This is a genomic window from Coriobacteriaceae bacterium (assembly GCA_025992855.1).
In the GTDB taxonomy this organism is placed as follows: domain Bacteria; phylum Actinomycetota; class Coriobacteriia; order Coriobacteriales; family Coriobacteriaceae; genus Collinsella.
This window is the reverse complement of the sequence record DAJPGB010000001.1, coordinates 623,867-642,610: the sequence shown is the minus strand read 5'-3', so window position 1 is coordinate 642,610 and position 18,744 is coordinate 623,867. Positions and strand designations below refer to the sequence as shown.

Here is an 18,744-nt window from a genome sequence, read left to right as displayed (position 1 = left end):
GCAATCGTCAGTTTAATCCTATGCGCTGATACCGCATTTCATTTGTTCGGCTCGAATTCTACGGCCTGGCAACCCTCGCACTCTCCGGCAAATGGATTGAACGCGAAGGCAGAGATGATGTGTGCGTGGACATCGAGGCTGCTGTAGGCAACATACTGGGACATGGACCCCCGCTGCGCGTGGTATGCGGCCCGGCATATTCATTGCCGTCCAACCCCGTGTAGTTGCAGCAAAGGGTGGAACCTCAATGCTCAGCTCATGTTGTCCGTGGGACACGAGAATCGTAAGTACACTTTGGTGCGATTCTCACGCTGATACTGAGCCACCTGGAATAAGATACGTCGCGACAACACTTCGCTTCACCTCTGTCTCGACAAGATGACGTAGACTAAAGTTTCCTTTAGTAAGAGAACGAGAACTATATCTGAAAGCGTTGCGATGGCGTGAAGGCACCGAGTCCGAACCGCCTGAATGCTACGTGCATCTGCATCGCCTTTTTGTTATCTCTGCCAGTTGGGTAGCACTACACTTGTCATCATTTACCCTGGTACATGCTGCCTAAATCCACTACCCCTTCTACCGCGCCGACCATCTCGTCATCGTGAGAGACAACGATGATCAGCTGGCTTTGCTTGTTGCGCTTAACATAGGCCGCAAGCTCGGCGCGGCTTACAGCGTCTAACCCAGTCGTGGGCTCGTCGAGTACCAAAACTGACGACTTGCGTGAAATCGCCGACCATAAGTACACTCGGCGCAGCTCACCGCCCGAAAGCGCGGAGCAACGTTTCCCGAGCAACTCCTTCACGCTGTTTTCCAGCGAAAGTAGGCCATCTACACCCCGGTGATAGGAAGAAAAGGGCGTGTCGAAATACTCTAACAGCTCTTTCACCGTTTCGTCCGGCGCGAAGCACGACTGTGGGCAGCACGATATCTCTCTCGCACGTATGTAATCCAAGTCGCATTCTTCGATTGGCACGCCGTTGTATTTTACTTTGCCTTTCGATGAGTATAGCCCGAGCATCAAGTAAAGAAGTGACGTCTTGCCTCTTCCGTTTTCCCCAACTATGCAATATGTACCAGGACCGGAAAACTTGAAAGAAAACCCGCCGAGGACCTCTCGGACAGATCCGTCTGGAAGGGCAACCGAGAATTCCAAATCAGATACCGAAATGTCATTTATTTCATCGAGTTTAGCTAAATCGGTCCGATTCCACCCCGATCTCTCCTTTTCTCTCGTCGCGATAGCCGTCCTATCCCATGATGCTTTGGCATCTTGATAGGATTTGAACAATGACATCATACTTTTCAAAGTCTTAAAGAGAACCGCGAAGTATGTAGCGATGATAGTGTACTCGCCTATTGACATAGTTCCGTTAATGATTCGTACTCCGGAAACAACAAGTATCACCGCTTGAAACAACGCTGCGAAAAGACCATCGAGCGATGTCAGAGAATATGATAGCTTTCCGGAGCGCAAAACTTTGGGAAAATAGCTCTTAAACCCAGCGTCGAGCGCTTGTTCGCTCTTGCCGTACGAAGATGTCAGTTGAATGTTGAGAATCTGATTAAGCTGCGATGCAATTGCGGCGTAAAAGGCGCTGTCCGCCTCTTTCTTCTCATACGTGACCCTATACAAAAGTTTCCTCAACCCAGTAATTACACAGAAATACACGATGAGGAGAATGATGGAAAACACCGCGAGAGTTGAATCAATTGACCATATGATAAGCAATACGATGGGAATGGCTACAATGGACAGCGGCGCACTGATAAAATTCGCCAAAACGAAGGATGAGACCACGCTGGAGTCGGAAATAATCCGTTGCGTTGTATAGGCTGGATCGATGGTCCGACTCACCAAGTAATCGTCTCTTTCAAAACGCAAGACGGCCTCCCTGAGAAGATCAAAGGAAAGTCTCGTGGTTATGCGAATGGAAAGTGTTCCTGCAAAATAAGTAAAGAGGGTGGAGAAAACTCCTATTGACGCAACCAGGAGCGCGAAGAGTACGGCGTCTCTTTCGCTGCGGTTACCGAGAAGAAAATCTAAGAATTTCCCGTTCACGTATGGCATGGCATAGGAGAGAGCGGTTCCAATCACCGTGATAGCAATGAAGACGAAAGCCCCTTTTGCTCTGATGAACCTCGAGAGAACGCATCGAATCAAGGAAGGCCCCAATCTACCCGCCACAAAACATCAATCACTGATACCTTACACCTCAACACAACAGGAGCGAAGATTTGCCAATGAGACTGCTTTAAGATTGCCTTGGGCCAATACGATCTCAAGCTCTTCCTACAAGAGAGTCGGAATCGGACATCTCCTCCGACGAACCTGGCAATCGGGCGGTTGAAATATCTTTTTCAACCGCCCGATTGCCACAATAGATTTGAGCATCCGCCCACAAACGTCCGCGTTTTATACCCATCAAATCCTTTGCCTTTTGTCGTCTAGACTAGAAAAATCGCTCGAAATAACGCAACCGGCCTGCTCGCTTGAAGAAACCTAAGCCCGTAACGTAGATGTGCAAACTTCCGAAACGCCTTGCGCGGCATAGTGCGTATAAACTTCGTCAACCGCCTCAGAAATATCTGAGTATCGCGCCGGGTCAAAAGCATACGATGTCGCAGCTATACCCTGCACCCATTCGGAACGCGGATTAATTGAATAGCCACACAGCATCATCATACATGCATCTAGACCTGATTTCCCAAGTATCCGACGTATTGATGAGAGCATCGCGGGTCGCCCCTGCACCATCGTCGTCACCCCTATTAGCAGTATTTACCGTTTTTCTCTAAATGCGTATCGCCACCCTTAAGAATACGAAGTGTTTTATCCAGACCCGATTGTCCTCCATCTCAAACGAAGGGATAAGGAATCTCATCCGGAATCGGCAGTAACGGAGGATTCACAACGACAAGCGAAAAACATGAGTCATCTCTCAGAGGGGAGTAAAGGCTCCCCTCAAGCACCCTAGTTTCGTCATCCAAAGAGTTGATGGCAGTGTTTTTCTTACAAAGGTCGACAACAAAAGGGTTGATTTCTACAGATGTTACATCCATGCCACAGTTGGTAAGTATCAGGCCCTGTATTCTGGGGCCAGAACACAAATCGAGAGCCTTCCGTGCGCTCTGCGGTGTAAGGCGCCAATCTCAGCAAATCTGTCCCACAATACTGCGCTGAAGAACAAGACGGAACCCCTGAGCCAAACTCCCCTATACCTTATTAAGGCTAAGACAGGCAAGTTCACGCACCCGGCATATTCCAGAATAACATCCTATTGTTTTAGATGCTCTACAAGCATGAACAGCCGCGAATCGGAAAGATCTTCTAGTTTCGCCCCGACTGACCGCCAAGGGCCAAAATGGCCCCTCCATCCCCGGGCGACTGGCTCTGGCGCGCCGAGGAGTGTCCCCAAGTGCCGGCAGAAAAGAAACGTCCCTATCTGCCGGCTAGAGAGCACCGAAGAGGATGGCGTAGGTAGTGGATTCGCCGAGCTTGAGCTCGTCGCCGGGATTGAGTTGGGCGGAACGGCCGGGCTCGACCTGAATGCAGACGCGCGTGGCCCCGTTTACCACCACGGTTCCGTTGGTGGACGACAAGTCCTCGACGTGCCAGATATTTTGAGCATCGCACCAGATATGAGCATGGCGGGCCGAGACATCGTCGCCGACGTCGGTAATATCGCCCTCACCAGTGGCCAGCGCGCCAATCTCAACACCCTGCTCGCTCGGCTGAATCCAGCGCGGGGCGCTCACGACAAAACTGTTTTGTACGCGCAGCAAGCCCAAGGGGTGCGCCGGGGCGGGTTCGCGTTCGCCCGCGGTCATCGACATGCCAAGCGAACGAGGCGTGGATGTGCCTCCGCCACAGGTCGCGTGCGCGTAGTCGATGGCATAGTTCACCGAGGACCGCACATCCGCCGAACAACCGACGGCGACAAACAGCACCAGCACGGCCTCGGCGCGCTCGGCGGGCATGAGTTCTGCCGCCTGGGACAGGCGATCGAGCGCGTTGCGATAGAGATTCGTGTCCTGGTGACACTCTTCGAGCGCGCGTACCATCGGTTCACCTGCGGGACCGCACACCATATTGATCACAGCCGTGGAGTCCATGGGATTTCGCTGGCGCAGGGCCAGTTGCGACATAATACGCGCAGCCGAGGTACCGTATTCGGCAAAGTAGCGCTGCTGAAGCGTGCCGACCGGCGCGCGAACGATAAAGCGGGAAACCCAAGAGCGATCGGCGGCCCGGCTCTGCGGGCTGCGGCCGTCGGCGAGCGGACGGGACGAAAGCACCAAGCCGCACAGCTCGATATGGCTCAGATGCGCCGCGCGCTTAAAGATGTCAAACATGGCCCCGCATGGGGTGAGCTCAACTTGAGATGCCATGACCTAGGCCTCCTTGGTCGTAGAAATAGAATCGGACGATACTTCGACAGGTCCGCCAAAAGTACGGGCAGCTGCGGCTCCACCGGCAAGCGGAGTCGCCATCTGGGCTTTTGTGCGTCGCGGTGCCGAAACGGGAAGTTCAAAGGCAAAGCCCATCGCAAGCAAAAACCACGTAAGCGTATAGGTTGCAACCAGAGCGGCAACAAGGCCGCCCATCACGGCGCGTTGGGAAAATACGCTACATGCAGCCACAACCAGCACCGGAACCTCGCAGGCAGAAAGCGCAAGCACACCCTGCAGGAAGCCCGAACGCCGATTGCGCGCAAGTGTCCCCGCGGCAACGCCGGCCATGCCTGGCAGCGCCAACGCCAGTGCGGCAATAATACCCGGTAGCGACCCAGACCACACGAGCGATCCCAAAGTCGCCGTCACGCGAGCGCCCGACGCCAGCAGCGCGGCCGAAACCACGACCACAGCCCAAACCACGCCACAGACGACCGTCGCGCCGACCATCAGCGCGCGACGAACCGCGCGGCCAGACGCATCCATGGGGCACGGCGTGAGCGGCTCGCCGCGGAGCGAACGACCGACATTTTGCGCATAGTGGTCACAAAACGCCGAGAGCGCCGCCTCGACCGCCGCCGGCTCGGGACGATCTTTTTGATGGCTGGACAGACAGGCCATCACCACGTCGAACAGCTGGGCATCGACAAACGCCAGCGCATCGCGTAGCTCCTCGGAATCCGGCTCAAGCCCCAGCTGCTGGGCCTGCTCGGCCGCAGCGAGCGCCACATCGGGCTCACGACGAAGCAGCTGAGTCAAATCGCAACCGGGCGCATGGGCACCAATGGGATAGTCGGGCCGCGTGTCCATCTTGAGACGGTAGGGGCTCGCGATGTCGCGCGTCTTTTTGCGCGAACCCGAGGTGCCCGAAGTGCCCGGCGCGGCTTCGTATGGCGCGGCGCCGGCAATGAGCTCGTAAACCGTGCTTGCTGCGGCATAGACGTCGATCGCCGGCGACATACGCAAAGCGCGCAGGTCGGGAATATCGTCGGTGAGCATCTCGGGCGGAGCGTAGGCCACCGTCGCGCGACGCAGCGTGGCATAGCGCTCCGTAAACGACGCCTTGCCGCCGGTACCGGCCACGGCCGACGCAGGATCGAGCGCCAGCGACGAGCCAAAGTCGATCAGGCACAGGTCAAAGGTGCCCTCGGCAAGCTGCCGGTCAAGCGGTAAACGCGCCGTGCGCACCATAATATTAGCGGGCGAGATATCGCGATGGACAAAGCCCTCCCCCACCAGGCTCATGCGGCAGAGCAGGTCGAACAGGTCGCGCCCCAAGCGCGCCGCCACAAGCGGCGATAGGCGGCCGGCATCGTCCACGGCAAAGCGCGAGCGCAAGCGGGCGAGCGTCTCGCCCTCGACCCATTCCATGACAATTGCAGGCACACCGTCAACCTCGCCCCAGCCATAGAGGCGGGGAAAGCCCTTAAGGCCCGAAAGGGCGCGATGGCATTCATATTCCTCGCGAAATGCCGCTTTGAACTTGGCGACCAGCGCCTCATGGGCGGCATCGTCGTCAAACTCATCGCGCGTCGGCAAGATGAGCTGTTTGAGTGCTACGGCCTCGCCTTGGGCGTTGACGGCACGCGTCACGCGGCCGATACCGCCACGGCGCATGGTGGCATCGTCGGCAAACAGTATCGTAAAACGACGCAGATAGGCAGGCAGTTCGTCCTGACCGAGCGCAATGGCCGGCTCAAACCCGTCGACACGCGCCAGGCGCAGGCCGACCATGGGATCGCGACCGAGCGATTGTGGTGTGGTGGATGCAAGATCGGTCATCATAGGGCAAGCGCCGCCACGTTATTGTTGAAGTTACCGAGCGCGACGTCATCATCGCCGTAATGGCCGACCCATTGACATAGGTTGGTGTAACAGCCCCACAGATTGGCATACTGCTGATACCACTTTGACCGGGGCGAGAATGTCTGACGACCGAACTCGGCTCGAATGACAAACATCTCCCCGACCAAGCTGTCGCACGGCCTGGGATCTCCCGTAGAGTTATAGGTCGAAACCACGTCATTGGCACGAGAAACATAGCCGTCGAGCATGTTGTACTTGGTCACAAGCCAACTGTGAATGCTCTCTTCCTCAGCAGCGGAAAGGCCGCCGGAGTTTGTATCGTTGTCAGTGTTGCCGCCCGTCGAGCCGCCGTTTCCAGACCCTCCGGCAGAGGAACCCGACCCAGAGCCGCCGCCCGAACTCGACGAATCCGAGCCGGAGCCAGAAGTATCCGAGCTGCCGGGCTTTCCGGACTGCTGGGCGTCCTGCTCCTTCTGCTGCTCGACCTTATTCACCGTTGCCGCCACGCTATTGTTGGACAATCGATCGATGATCTTGGTGTTGGTGAGCACGATGGTTTTGCCATTGGCAAGCGTGACTTCGTTGTCCGGGGCCTCGGCGCCGTCCGCGTCGTCGGCGCCAAACACAATATGCGCGACCACACTTGCCCAAGCATATCCAGTCGTGGTGCCCAGATCACTTTTGACCTCATGCCCCACGCGCGGTTCGCGTGCGGCATGTGCCTGCATCATGGACGGCACGGTCATGCCATAGGCAGAAACGCCAGCTATGACCAGCACCAGCGAGCAAGACAGCAGTGCGTACGCCCGCGGCGCCAAGCCCAGTCGGCGTCGCATGCGCACCGCGGTGCCGCGCTTTGTCTGAGTGCCACCGGGCCGCATGCGTTCTCCTCCAACAAAAACACGCCGCTCGGGAGCGGCGCATTCATTCGAATCCATATTTGAGTGTATCAGCGAACCCAAAAGGTTGCGCAACGAATGGGCAAATTAAGGATGTGAGCGGAAGCATCCATGCGATAAGCGGATACAAAGCATCTTTGTTGCACAACAAACCTACAGTCGCACGGGGAAATTATGACTACCCCGTGCGTCGCGAGGAAAACATACGGCAGGAGCAGGCTCGCCACCTAAATCGTGCGACGGGCCTCGATAGCGCGCCCAAGCGTAAGCTCGTCGGCATACTCCAGGTCGCCGCCCACGGGCAGGCCGCTCGCCAGACGCGATACCTCAACGCCCAGCGGCTTGATAGTGCGGGCCAGGTAGCTCGCCGTGGTCTCGCCCTCAATATTGGGGTTGGTGGCGATGATGACCTCATGGATATCCTCGTGGCCCAAGCGTGCCAGCAGCTCGCGAATGTGCAGCTGCTCGGGGCCAATCTTGTCCATGGGACTGATCACGCCGCCCAATACGTGGTAGAGACCGTGATAGCTGCCCGTGCGCTCAATCGCCTGGACATCGCGCGGCTCGCCCACCACGCAAATGCGAGTGGTATCGCGCATCGAATCCTGGCAGATGGAGCACTCGTCGGCCGTGGCGTAGTTAAAGCAACGGCTGCAAAAGTGGACCTCCTGCTTAACCTCCAGGATGGCCTCGGCCAGGCGGCGCGCCTCCTCGGCGTCAGCCTCCAACAGGTAATAGGCGATGCGCTGAGCCGACTTGGGACCAATGCCCGGCAGACGGCCCAGCTCATCGAGCAATTTTTGCAGGCTATGGTTCGCACTCATATATATGCGCGTCTTAGAACGGCATGCCCGGGATGTTGAGACCGCCGGTGATGGCGCCCATCTGCTTGTTGGCGAGCTCGTTGACGCCGCGAACGGCCTCGTTGACGGCAGCCATAATCATGTCCTGCAGCATATCGACGTCCTCGGGATCGAGCGCATCGGGATCGATGGTGAGGTTGACGAGCTCCATCTCGCCGTTGACGGTCACCTTGACCATGCCGCCGCCGGCAGAGGCGTCGACGGTCTGGGACTTGAGGTTCTCCTGCGCGGCGGCAAGCTGCTCCTGCATCTTGCGGGCCTGCTTCATCATCTGCTGCATGTTCATACCGGCCATGATGGCTCCTTTACGTGCGGCCGCGCGCCGAGCTGCAAGGGCAGCCGGAGCACGGCGGGACTTTCAAACTCAAAAATCGTACCACGGCGCGCGGCGAGAGAACGGGGCGGACGTGTTACCTCAGTCGATATACATGTCCTGGAGCGTGATGTGCCCCCAAGATTATGCAAAGTTGAATAATTCGCATCTGCATAATATTGAAAGCTAAATCTCGTAGAGCCGGAATCCGACATTTAATGCGTACCACTAAATGGCTAAATGCCGAGCCACTACTCGAGGCGGCACGCATGACGGCGGGGTATAATTTGATTGCCATAGATAGCAATTTGGAGGTGCCCCATGAACGCCCCCGACGCGCTCCAAAACATCCGCTCAAAACACCCCGTTGCATATTTGGTTCTCTATCTCTTTGTCGGCTGGGCATTGCTGGTTGTCATCACCCATGCTATAGCCTTTGGAGCAGAACTGCTGATAGCCAGCTCGGACCAGCCCATCGTCAAATGGGAGACGACCGATAAGTGCACCGACGGAACCCGAACCGTTTACTACAACAGCCCGTCCCTCTACCAAGAGTTCAAGGTCAAGATAAAGGACTTCAAGATTGTCGATGCCGAACCGGGCTCTTTATTGACAATCGGAGCAACCGTCAACGCCGAGCAAGTCGAATACACGGACAGCCATGCGGCGTATCGTATCGACCTCAGCATCCTAGGCCGACCGTCACGCACCTGTCTGCTCGAATGCGATATACGCGGCACCACGTTGCATATGTCCGAAATACAGATGCGCCCGGACAAAACCCCTGAAGAGCTGGGGATCCTAAGCCCGGCGAGCGACTCTCAACAGTAGAACGATAGCCCGCCAGTTGTTTCTTTCCAACGTTTGCAAATCAGCGCATGGTTAGATGAAACAAACTGCATGATATCGCGTAAATCCCGAGCAGGAATATCGCCCTTGTTATGGGCCAGCTTGCATCCGCCGGAGCGGGTAAGCCATATCTTGGTTGCCTCGGCAGTGGGGCGCTTGACCGCAACGTGAACATGGACAGGTTCGCCGTTCTCCCCCGTCCAGAAGAAGATGATGTACGGCCCGAGTCGAAACAGGCTAGGCATAGACTCGTCCGCCTTCGTAGGCAAAACGCAGGATGAGCGGGGCATTGTTACGCACGAAATCATCGAGTTCTTTGAGGTCCGCTTCGCTAAAGCCCTCGTGTGACACCCAATTGAATGCCGGCAAGATACACTCCGCCGTGTCAAAACCCCAATCGCGCGGGCGCTCCACAACAACCTTCACCGTGTTGTCCTCCCGGACTTCGGAATACGAAACCTGCGTATCGTCCTCAAGGCGGACATATTCCCACATCATAAGCTCGCTCCGTTCAAAGGGTTCTCTTCTTGAGCAGTATACCCGCCTGCGCAGCTACTCCACCGGTTTGAAGATGGTGGCCTGACCGAAGACGCTGCGGATGAGGTCTTTGGCCTCGTCCTCGGTCTGCGGGATGCTCGGGGCTGCGCCCTGATGGCCGAAGGGGCTGCCCGCACCGGGGTTGGACTCCCAGGGAGCTGCAGGAGCGCTCTCCTCTTTGGGGGCAGCTGCAGCGGGCTTGGGCGCGGGCGTCGCACCCGGCACGTCGAACGGAGGCAGATCGTCCCCGCCCGCATCGGCGGCAAAACCGGCGACCATGGCATCGTCGTAGGGCACCCGCTCGGATTCCCACGGTGCAGACTGCGCGGACGGCTGAGCCTTGGGAGCGGACGCACGCTCGGGCGCACGGAGCGCAGGCTCAGTCGGGAGCTTGCCCGTGGCGGGAGCGCCGGCAGGGTTATCCGAGCGCAGCCAGGGGGCCTTGCCCAGGTCGGATGACTTGGGTGCAGGCGAGACGGGCTTGGGCGCGGGTGTCGGAGCAGCCGGTTTGGGCGCCGCGGGCTTAGGCGCCGACGGGGTCGATGCCGCTACCGGCGCCGCTTGCTGCTGCGGCGCGCTGGCGCTCGAGGATACAGGGGCCGCCGAGGACACGGGTTGCGGGTCCGCAGATACCGCAGCCCGTGCAGATAGAGAATGCTCCTCATGTTGAGGAGCCGGCGTGCCACCCCCATCCAGGACATAGTCGACGGTACGACGACCGAAGACCGCGCAAACCGTCGGCAGGACCACCGACTGCGTATCGGCGCGACCGAGCATCTTAATGGCAAAAGTCGAACCCGCGGGGAACGAGACCGTGAGCTTGGAGCCGTCGTCGGCCGTGGCGCGAGCGTTGAGCAAAAGCCCTGCGTAGGAAGCCTGACGCGCCTTGACGCGCTCGACAACCTCGGCCCATTTGCGCTGGAGCTCGCCGGCATCCTCGACCGCGGGCGTCTCGGCAGCACCGGCGGCAGCAACCTGAGCGGCAGTGTTGGGCTGGGGCTTAGGTGCCGGCACGGCGGCAGGTGCGGGAGCCGGGGCAGCGGCGGGCTGGGGCGCGGACGCCGCAGGCTTGGACGCCGGTGCGGACGCAGCACGAGACGCCGGCTGAGCCGCCGGAGCGGCAGCACCACGGTCCCAAGGCATGCCGCCCTGATGCGCGGACGTAGCAGCGGGGGCAGTGGATGCCGCCGGAGCGGCAGCGCGGGCGCCCGAAATGAGCGTCGGCTGCTGGGCAGCAACTGGTACGGATGCTGCAGGCGCGGCAGCCTGAGCAGCAGCCACGCTCGCCGGCACGGCGCCGTTGGCAACCATGGCCTCCAGGCGTGCCACGCGCTCAGCCAAAGCTTCAATCGTTAAATCGGCCTCGGGACGCGTCAGGCGGGTGCAGGCGATCTCGAGCACCAGGCGCACGCCGCTCGCACCCCTCATCTCCAAGGCGGCATCGTCGAGCACCGTCAGAACGCGAGCCAAACGATCGGCAGGATGCTCGCCAAAGGCAGCGGCCTCGGCAGCAAGCGTCTCGGCCTGCTCGGAGCCGCCCTCAAACAGCTCGGCACGGGCACCGGCAACGCAGGCAACGTACACGTCACGCACATGCGCCACCAGGTCGCGCGTCAGCTCCAGCAGGTCGTTTCCTTCCTCGACCTGCGCACGGATCAGTCCATAGAGCTCGGCAACATCGCGATCGGCAATGGCGCGGGAAAACTCGCCCAGGATCTGGTCCGAAACCTCACCCAAAAGCGAGCGGGCGTCGTCCGCATGCACGGTGCCGTTGCCGAAGACGCTCAGCTGCTCCAGTGTGGAGAGCGCGTCGCGCATGCCGCCCTTGGCATGGCGTGCCACGATGGCAAGCGCCTCGTCATCGTAATCGAAGCCCTCCTGCTCGCACACGTATGCCAGGCGATGCTCGATATCCTCGTTACCGATGCGGTGGAAATCGAAGCGCTGGCAGCGCGAGAGAATGGTCTCCAGAATCTTTTGCGGGTCGGTGGTGCACAGCACAAAGATCACGTGCGCCGGCGGCTCCTCGAGCGTCTTGAGCAGCGCGTTAAACGCTGCCGTCGTGAGCATGTGGACCTCGTCGATTATATAGATCTTGTACTTGCCACGCACCGGGGCAAAGTTAACGGAGTTGATGATCTCCTCGCGCACGTTGTCCACGCCGGTACGGCTTGCGGCATCGAGCTCGTAGACATCCGGGTGGTTGCCCTCGGCGATGAGCTCGCATTCCTCACAGGTGCCGTCGGGCATGCAGCCGCTTGCACCCTCGGCGCGCGCCGCCTCGGCATTACGGCACAGCAGCGCCTTGGCCAGAATGCGCGCCATGGTGGTCTTGCCCGTGCCGCGCGGTCCGCAGAACAGGTAGGCGTGGGACAGGCGCCCCTCGGTGATGGCGTGCTCGAGCGTCGAGACGATATGCTGCTGGCCCACCACGGAGTCGAAGGTGAGCGGGCGATACTTTCGGTACAACGATTCCATGGGTGCTCCCCCGGGTATACTGAGTCTTGTTGCCGCGGCGGCCATGCGGTCGCACGGCATACTGCATTTATAATAACCCGTACGGCGAGCCCGCCGCGATAGGAGTCCAAAGAGCATGGCACACGCAGAGCCCAGCCTCGTCCCCTCCGAAGCAGCCGACCAGGTCGAGGTCGCGCTCGAGACGCAGGCCGCGGCCGATGACGGCATCCTGTACCTCAACGAGTATCAGTACGAAAACGACCTCGTCACCGACTTTGCGCGCCTGGTCGCCTCGCCCAGGCGCCGTGGCTCGCTGTATGTCGCCGCGGCAATTGCCGCGCTGCTGGGGGTTGGCATGCTGGCGGCCGGCGGCAACTGGATCAAGTTCGGCGTCGTCCTGATCGTATTCGGCGCCTTTTTGGCCTGGTGGAGCAAAAATCTGCACCACACGCTCGCGCGCGACTTTATCGATGCCGTCGAGGCCGACGAGTCCATGGGCGGCCGCTACCGCCGCGTCGCCGCCAACGAGAACGGTCTGATGGTTTGGGGCAAGAGCGGCAAGTCGCAGTTCTTCCCGTTTGAGAAGCTCGACCACGTGCTCGACGGCGAGCGCATCTTTGTGGCCATGTTCGCCGACCAGGGCGTGACGATCCCCAAGGACACCTTCGTCCGTGGCGATGCCGAGCAGTTTGGTTCCTTCCTCAAGGCGCGCATCAACAAAAAACTCCGCATCGAGACCAAGAAGAAGAAAATGAAGGCCGAGAAGGCTGCCGCCGAGGCCGAGCAGGGCGACAAGGACAACAAGCCCCAGGACAACAAGGGCAAGTAGCGCAAGCAGAAGAAGAACAAGAAGAAGCGATAAACCGGCCGACGCCGAAGGCACCTCGCTCCGCGTCATTCCGGGCCGGGGCACCTGGGATCGAGCGCGAGTACCGCCGATGGGCCCATTTTGCCTAACTCTCGAGCTATTTCACTTCAAACCTTAAGAGCCTCCGCTCCGGCAGATCGGTCATCTTCATCGTATAGGTTCCGGGAAACGCCTTCTCAAAACGGACGGTCTCGTAATCTTCAAAGTAATCGTTGGTGTTTTGCATCATAAATGGGACAAGCAACTCGTTTTCCGCTCCAACCTGCACGGCAAATGCTGCAAATCCGTCTAAAGCCGGCATTGCCTGCGCCATCAGATCGGTATTGACCATAAAGTCATAGTTTGGCGCGTGCTCCGGTACCAAATGCCAAACATACGTCTTGATGCCGCCTTCGACATTGTCCTTATTCCTGACACGCATCTTTACGGCGATAACACATGTGGTGTCGGCGTCCTTCAATTTTGTTTTCGTATCCACGACGCCATATTTTGAATAATCATCATGCGCACGCTTGAGATACTCGCGCGGCGTGAGCAGCTCCGCCCCGTCTATACAAAACGAATACCCATCAGTCGCCACATCCTTCGACCCCAGAAACGCCCCATCCATCGAGAGCCATTCGCCCTCTGCATAGTATTTCTCAGGAATGACTGCCCGATTTCCGTTAACGACGCTCATCCTCATGCCCGCAAGGCCAGTAACAGCACAGCCGAAAAGAGCAAGCACCGCCCTTCTTGTCCACAGGGTCTTCTTCATCGCGCTCACGACCTTTCCCGAACGTTCACAACGGCACCGTCGCGCATGCAGTAAACCCGATCGGCCAGCTCCTCGAGCACCTCTCCGTCATGGCTGGACAGAATAACCTCGCGACCCGCTGATGCCGCCATCGCCACAACGCGCTTGAGCATTTCCACGCCCGCTTCGTCGAGGGCATTTGTTGGCTCATCGAGAACAAGCAGTTTCGGCTTCTCCATAATTGCCGCAGCTATCCCCAGACGTTGCTTCATCCCAAGCGAGTATGCTCGGAACTTCTTTTTTTCGTCTGCATCGAGCCCCACGAGCCGCAGGGCAGAGCGAATGTCCTCGGGGGTAGCAACGCCCTTGATCTGAGCGATGAGCTCCAGATTGTCGTAGCCAGACAGATATCCCAAAAAGGAAGGCGCCTCGATCAACATCCCCAGACTCGGCGGGAACGAGATATCAACTCCGAGCCTTTGACCATCGATTGAGATCTCGCCTTCGGTGGGTTTAATCAATCCGCAGACCGCTCGCATGAGCATGGTCTTGCCCGAACCGTTTATCCCCTGAAGCCCAACCACAGTCCCAGGGGCAACCTCGATAGACACATTGCGCAGGACAACGTTTTTACCCATACGCTTCGATATGTCCCTAACGATTACGCTCATATCTTGTCCCCCTTTTCTATAAGGTCTGCCCTTCGAAACCACAGTCCGCCCAGCGATAGGCATAACGACATAATCGCAATTGATGACAAGACGCTCGAGCCCGCCGCGATTCCCTCTTTGACAATTCCGCCCCAGCGCAACAGCATCAAGGCGTTACCCAATAGCGCCCAATGTCGTGCATATGCCGAGCAGATCAGGTAGCTCATTAAAACCACAAACGAGACTGACGGCCCAAGCACAAACCCGACCGCTGCCTGCGCAAACGCAAGCGCCTCGAAAGCAAGAAAGAGACCTATGAAAAACGGCAGCGCATCTGCCTCGGCAGCTTTGAGAAACCACGGCGCCAAATTAGCCAGCTGAAGCGACTCGCCATGAATGACCTCGCTGAACGAGGAGCTCACCACCAAGCTCCAAATCACAACAGAGCAAACCACCACGAGCAGTGAAAATGCCGTTACCGCCGCCACCAAGATAAAACGCGAGGCCCACCAAAGGGTTCTTGCCCGGCATCGAACAAGTGCTTGTAAACCAAGCCCGTGCAACGATTCGGTCGGATAATCGAGTGTTGTATAGAGAATAAGCAGAATGAGGAATAGCCACCCTAACGGAGGCACAAACATGACCCCGGGCCTAGGCTCAAACGGAGCAGATCCGGCAAACACGAGCGCAAGATTATCCGCAAACCCCAAGGTATCCGTCCTGACCCCATACACAGAAGACAATCCGTAGGCGTACACCAAGTTTGCAACGGTCACTGCCGCAACCGCAATAAAAGTGATGATGTTCTTCTTCAAAACGGTCCTCAGGTCCGCGGCGACCAGCCTAAACAGCATCAGACCACCTCGCGTCTTTTTAAGAATCTCGCGGAAACCAAAGAAAAGACGAACAGCAAGATGATTTCCGCAACCCCCGCTCGGATGTCGGGCCAGTTATTTAGTGATTCCGACCTGATGCTGTTAAGAATGTTGCAGTTAAAGCCGACGCATGAAAGGACGCTAAAAATCCAGTCGTTAACAAAGTGCCATGCAACCATAATCAGATATGGAACGACCATCGCCTTGATTCTGCTGCGGAACACAACCGACAGACCGGTCACGGCCATGGATAGAACCCCCAGCGCCACCGCATCGAACAGCGTATAAACCAGCACGTATAACAGAGGCCGGGAATAAAACAGGCCGGAAAAATAGCTATGCAGATAGAGCCCGACGTAAGTCGATTCGTCGACTCGGGGGAGATACGCGGGAAACAGTATGGAGACAATCAGAAAGTTCACGAGTAGCGGAATAGCCGTGACCGCAAACGCAGAGAGGAAAGCAGACAGCATCTTCACGTTCACGTATGCATTTCTAGAAACACGCGTGCAGATCTGTGCCTCGTAACCGCTCAAACGCTCGGACAGGCATGACCACGACCCGGCCAACATGGCAAGCAACGGCAGCGAATAGAAAAACACCGACGCCAACAACGGCGCGTTCGCGCTCACAACAATCCAGTTGCCAAAGCTACTTTCACGCGTTTGGCCGAGGTATGTCTGAGACTGCAGACCAATGCCGTAGCCAAAAGATAACAGCTGCTTGCGCTCAATTTCGAGCGTCCACCACGCCTCGATGGCAGCTGCCATCGAAATGGCAGTCGCCAAAATAAGAGCCAACGCAAATATAGGATTGCCAAATATCTTGGACAACTCGTGCCGCATTAGATTTCTATTCAAATGTCATCATCCTCCCATCGATGGGATGGAGCCGAGCGACAGTGCCCGGCCCCATCCCGATCGCGCCAAGAATGTAGACTGAAGATGGATCTTCTTTCTGGCGATAGCCGGTTGCGCTCGTGCCAGAACATTGAAAAGCGAAATCTGTATCTATGTTGTTCTTGCATGTGGCAATTCCGGCATCCGCGCTCTGCGAAATGCTAGAAACCTGGGAAGTGTCAAACTCCTCTTGAGCAAATGATGCGGCAGGTGCGCCCATCGACAAACCCGCAACAATCGCCAACCCGACTCCGATTCGAGCAATAGCGCTCCTTGGCTTAATCATGGCCTTCTCCAATCAAAAGCGGTTAACAATGCGTCGACGCACGGCAACCTTTGCATGAATAGAGAAAGATGTCTGTAAACACCCGCTATTGAGTTGATTGCTCAGGCGTTTACACGTTATCTACCTGCGATAACAATGAAACAAGTTCCGCTTTATTCTTGATCCTCAACTGGCGGTAAGATGCAGACCGCAGTGCTTGCACCGTAGATGCAGCGTAACCGACATCCTCCGCAATAGCCTTTGTCGTTGCGCCCTCTGCCGTCATCAGCAAGATTTGCGACTGAACATTAGAAAGGGAGCGAGACATAAGCAGGGCCAGCTGGCGCACGCGGGCTGTTTCGGTGGACCCGTTCGCGCGGTACTCCAAGACGGCTTTCTCGTCCTCAACCGAGCGGGCGAGCGCGATGTGCGTGACGAATATGGGCACAGACCAGCAGACGATCACCGTTGCCACGACGACATTGACAGCCGAACTATGCCCCAACAACGACGCGAGGAACAACGGCTCGAAAACCGTCAGATCCTGCACCATGTTGAGCAAGACAACCCAAACAGGAGCCGTCACCCCAAAGCAGAGCATCCATACCCCAAGCATTTTGCGCTGCGGACAGCTTCGCAGCACTATATACGTGAGCAGCATCCCCGTCAGCACCGCAAACCCGTGGATTCGCCCCCTAGCGACCGCATAGATTAAGGCAACCATGCCCATTGAGACCAACGGCACGATAGCCCGAGTATGGGCATGAACCTTAAACGGGCGCAGCTTAACAGCGAGCGAAGCCATAGACGCTATGCCGCAAAACAGGACCGGTGCAGCCATCAACGGATCGCGTATGCACCTCCATGCCGCGATATAAACAAAAGCCCATTCCACGGCAGACAGTATCGCCCACACGCACGGGCTTCCAAGCCCAATCGCCCCATCCGCTCTATCCAGATCAGCTTCACGATTCGGTTTTCCACCCGTGTAGCGTAGCGACAGAAACAGTCCGAGACCCAATGCATAGCTTGCAAGAGAAAAGGCGACAGCCCACGAAACACCGGACCCCCAATCGCTATCCGCCATTACCAAGGGACCCGCCGCAAGGAGGATGAAAAATGATGTGAGCAGGTATCGAAACAGCCGGCGCGTCCGAGCTGATACCAGCATATCGTCAGCATGCCGCTGCAGCGGCTCAGGCCCTACAGCATCACCCTCACCTGCAAACAACGCCACGAGCTCGCGTGAGCCCGCAACCGACGCCTTCCCGTATGCTCGGTGAAGCGTTGTTCGCACCGTCGATGGCTTCGTACCCGTCTCCCTGGCAATTTCCGCCGGCGTTTTCCCTTTGAGCAGCAGTCGAACAAACTGCTCTTCTCGAGGCGACAGGGCAGGGGAAAACACTCCCGCATCGAATGGGTCGGACGCGCAGGCAATATCCGGATTGTTGTCCCGTTCCCCCCTTAGCAACGTGCACACGAAGGCAACAGCAATAGCGGACCCCATCGCAAGCAATACAATGATCGCGGCATCGCTTGCGAAGTATGCCGCCTCGACAGCCGGAACAAGACCAATAGGGACTGCCACGAGCACAGAACGGGCAAACACGTCGCTCTGTCCCCGACCAAAGGCGCGGAGACAGCAAAGCGGCGGGGCCACAGCCAACACGAGATAGACCAGAGGAATTAAAAGCACTAAGCCAATTGATACGGCCGTTACAGGGGACATCCCCCATGGCTCGGGAACGACTCTCCATGAAACTCGACAACAAAACAGCAGGCAAGACAGGGCGGCTATTGTTTCTGTAAAAATCGCGTCCTGCGGGTGACGAGCTTCTCTTTCGTCAGCCCACGTCGCCCCCTGCGTCAAAGGAGAGCCCACCGTATCCCACATAACATATGAGAGGAGCAGCGACCCAACAAAGCACGAGGCGCACGAAACGCCATGCAGCAGCCAGATCGGTGCAAACACGAATGGAATAGAATCTCCGCGAGCATAGAAAACCAGGTCGGCCCATTCGGGAACCGTTGCAATAACACCGAGGAAAACACCGATGACGCCAAGGCACCCCGGCCGCCTTATTTCTCTCCCCTTGCGGAGCGCAGCACCATGAACAAACGCCGCAAGGCATGCACCAAGGATAACGAGCCAAGTCATCGCACCTGATGCCAGGCCGATTGAAGATGAAAACCGGTGATAAGGAGTAACCGCCATTACGATAAGCGCAATGGCACAGGCAGATGTAGCAGAACGGCGGGAAAAGAGCATATG

Annotated in this window: 17 protein-coding genes; 2 read left to right on the top strand and 15 right to left on the bottom strand. The window is 57.6% G+C overall.

All coding sequences use genetic code 11. The annotated features are described in order from the left end of the window. Positions 1 to 535: 535 nt before the first annotated feature. The 6 genes from OIL88_02645 to OIL88_02620 form a co-directional block, all read right to left on the bottom strand. Positions 536 to 2,164, bottom strand: a complete 1,629-nt coding sequence (locus OIL88_02645) for an ABC transporter ATP-binding protein/permease (GenBank protein ID HJI71273.1) — start codon at positions 2,162 to 2,164, stop codon at positions 536 to 538. A gap of 1,289 nt (positions 2,165 to 3,453) precedes the next feature. Continuing rightward, the gene (locus OIL88_02640) at positions 3,454 to 4,392 is read right to left on the bottom strand and encodes an FHA domain-containing protein (protein ID HJI71272.1); all 939 of its coding nucleotides are present in this window, start codon (positions 4,390 to 4,392) and stop codon (positions 3,454 to 3,456) included. 3 nt (positions 4,393 to 4,395) lie between these two features. Beyond that, positions 4,396 to 6,240, bottom strand: coding sequence for a hypothetical protein (locus tag OIL88_02635; GenBank protein HJI71271.1), 1,845 nt, complete (start codon positions 6,238 to 6,240; stop codon positions 4,396 to 4,398). Further along, entirely contained in the window at positions 6,237 to 7,142 is a 906-nt protein-coding gene (locus tag OIL88_02630; protein HJI71270.1) for a hypothetical protein, read from the bottom strand. Before OIL88_02630 ends, OIL88_02635 begins: the two co-directional genes overlap by 4 nt. A 245-nt stretch (positions 7,143 to 7,387) precedes the next feature. Next, positions 7,388 to 7,984, bottom strand: a complete 597-nt coding sequence (recR, locus tag OIL88_02625; protein HJI71269.1) for a recombination mediator RecR — start codon at positions 7,982 to 7,984, stop codon at positions 7,388 to 7,390. 13 nt (positions 7,985 to 7,997) lie between these two features. Further along, entirely contained in the window at positions 7,998 to 8,318 is a 321-nt protein-coding gene (locus tag OIL88_02620) for a YbaB/EbfC family nucleoid-associated protein (protein HJI71268.1), read from the bottom strand. A 339-nt stretch (positions 8,319 to 8,657) separates the two neighbouring features. Between OIL88_02620 and OIL88_02615 the strand changes: the two genes are divergently transcribed. Continuing rightward, positions 8,658 to 9,167, top strand: coding sequence for a hypothetical protein (locus OIL88_02615; protein ID HJI71267.1), 510 nt, complete (start codon positions 8,658 to 8,660; stop codon positions 9,165 to 9,167). On the opposite strand, the gene OIL88_02610 is transcribed toward OIL88_02615, so the two are convergent. From OIL88_02610 to dnaX, 3 genes are read right to left on the bottom strand one after another with little or no spacing between them, the layout of a single operon-like run. Continuing rightward, positions 9,158 to 9,430 carry a DUF4160 domain-containing protein gene (locus OIL88_02610; protein HJI71266.1) on the bottom strand — a complete coding sequence of 91 codons (273 nt, stop codon included), beginning with the start codon at positions 9,428 to 9,430 and terminating at the stop codon, positions 9,158 to 9,160. The two genes, OIL88_02615 and OIL88_02610, sit on opposite strands and share 10 nt — an antisense overlap. Next, the gene (locus OIL88_02605; protein ID HJI71265.1) at positions 9,423 to 9,683 is read right to left on the bottom strand and encodes a hypothetical protein; all 261 of its coding nucleotides are present in this window, start codon (positions 9,681 to 9,683) and stop codon (positions 9,423 to 9,425) included. Before OIL88_02605 ends, OIL88_02610 begins: the two co-directional genes overlap by 8 nt. A 54-nt stretch (positions 9,684 to 9,737) precedes the next feature. Then, positions 9,738 to 12,200, bottom strand: coding sequence for a DNA polymerase III subunit gamma/tau (gene dnaX / locus OIL88_02600; protein ID HJI71264.1), 2,463 nt, complete (start codon positions 12,198 to 12,200; stop codon positions 9,738 to 9,740). A gap of 115 nt (positions 12,201 to 12,315) precedes the next feature. Between dnaX and OIL88_02595 the strand changes: the two genes are divergently transcribed. Continuing rightward, positions 12,316 to 13,008, top strand: a complete 693-nt coding sequence (locus tag OIL88_02595; GenBank protein HJI71263.1) for a hypothetical protein — start codon at positions 12,316 to 12,318, stop codon at positions 13,006 to 13,008. A 136-nt stretch (positions 13,009 to 13,144) separates the two neighbouring features. On the opposite strand, the gene OIL88_02590 is transcribed toward OIL88_02595, so the two are convergent. The 6 genes from OIL88_02590 to OIL88_02565 all read right to left on the bottom strand — a co-directional run bounded on the left by OIL88_02590 (position 13,145) and on the right by OIL88_02565 (position 18,741). After that, entirely contained in the window at positions 13,145 to 13,804 is a 660-nt protein-coding gene (locus OIL88_02590) for a DUF5028 domain-containing protein (GenBank protein ID HJI71262.1), read from the bottom strand. 5 nt (positions 13,805 to 13,809) lie between these two features. Further along, entirely contained in the window at positions 13,810 to 14,421 is a 612-nt protein-coding gene (locus OIL88_02585; protein HJI71261.1) for an ATP-binding cassette domain-containing protein, read from the bottom strand. Between the two features lie 29 nt (positions 14,422 to 14,450). After that, positions 14,451 to 15,248: a hypothetical protein gene (locus OIL88_02580; protein HJI71260.1), complete on the bottom strand. Its 798-nt coding sequence runs from the start codon at positions 15,246 to 15,248 to the stop codon at positions 14,451 to 14,453. 38 nt (positions 15,249 to 15,286) lie between these two features. After that, entirely contained in the window at positions 15,287 to 16,078 is a 792-nt protein-coding gene (locus OIL88_02575; GenBank protein ID HJI71259.1) for a hypothetical protein, read from the bottom strand. Between the two features lie 82 nt (positions 16,079 to 16,160). Continuing rightward, positions 16,161 to 16,493, bottom strand: a complete 333-nt coding sequence (locus OIL88_02570; protein ID HJI71258.1) for a hypothetical protein — start codon at positions 16,491 to 16,493, stop codon at positions 16,161 to 16,163. A gap of 109 nt (positions 16,494 to 16,602) precedes the next feature. Continuing rightward, positions 16,603 to 18,741, bottom strand: coding sequence for a LuxR C-terminal-related transcriptional regulator (locus OIL88_02565; GenBank protein ID HJI71257.1), 2,139 nt, complete (start codon positions 18,739 to 18,741; stop codon positions 16,603 to 16,605). Between the last annotated feature and the right edge of the window lie 3 nt (positions 18,742 to 18,744).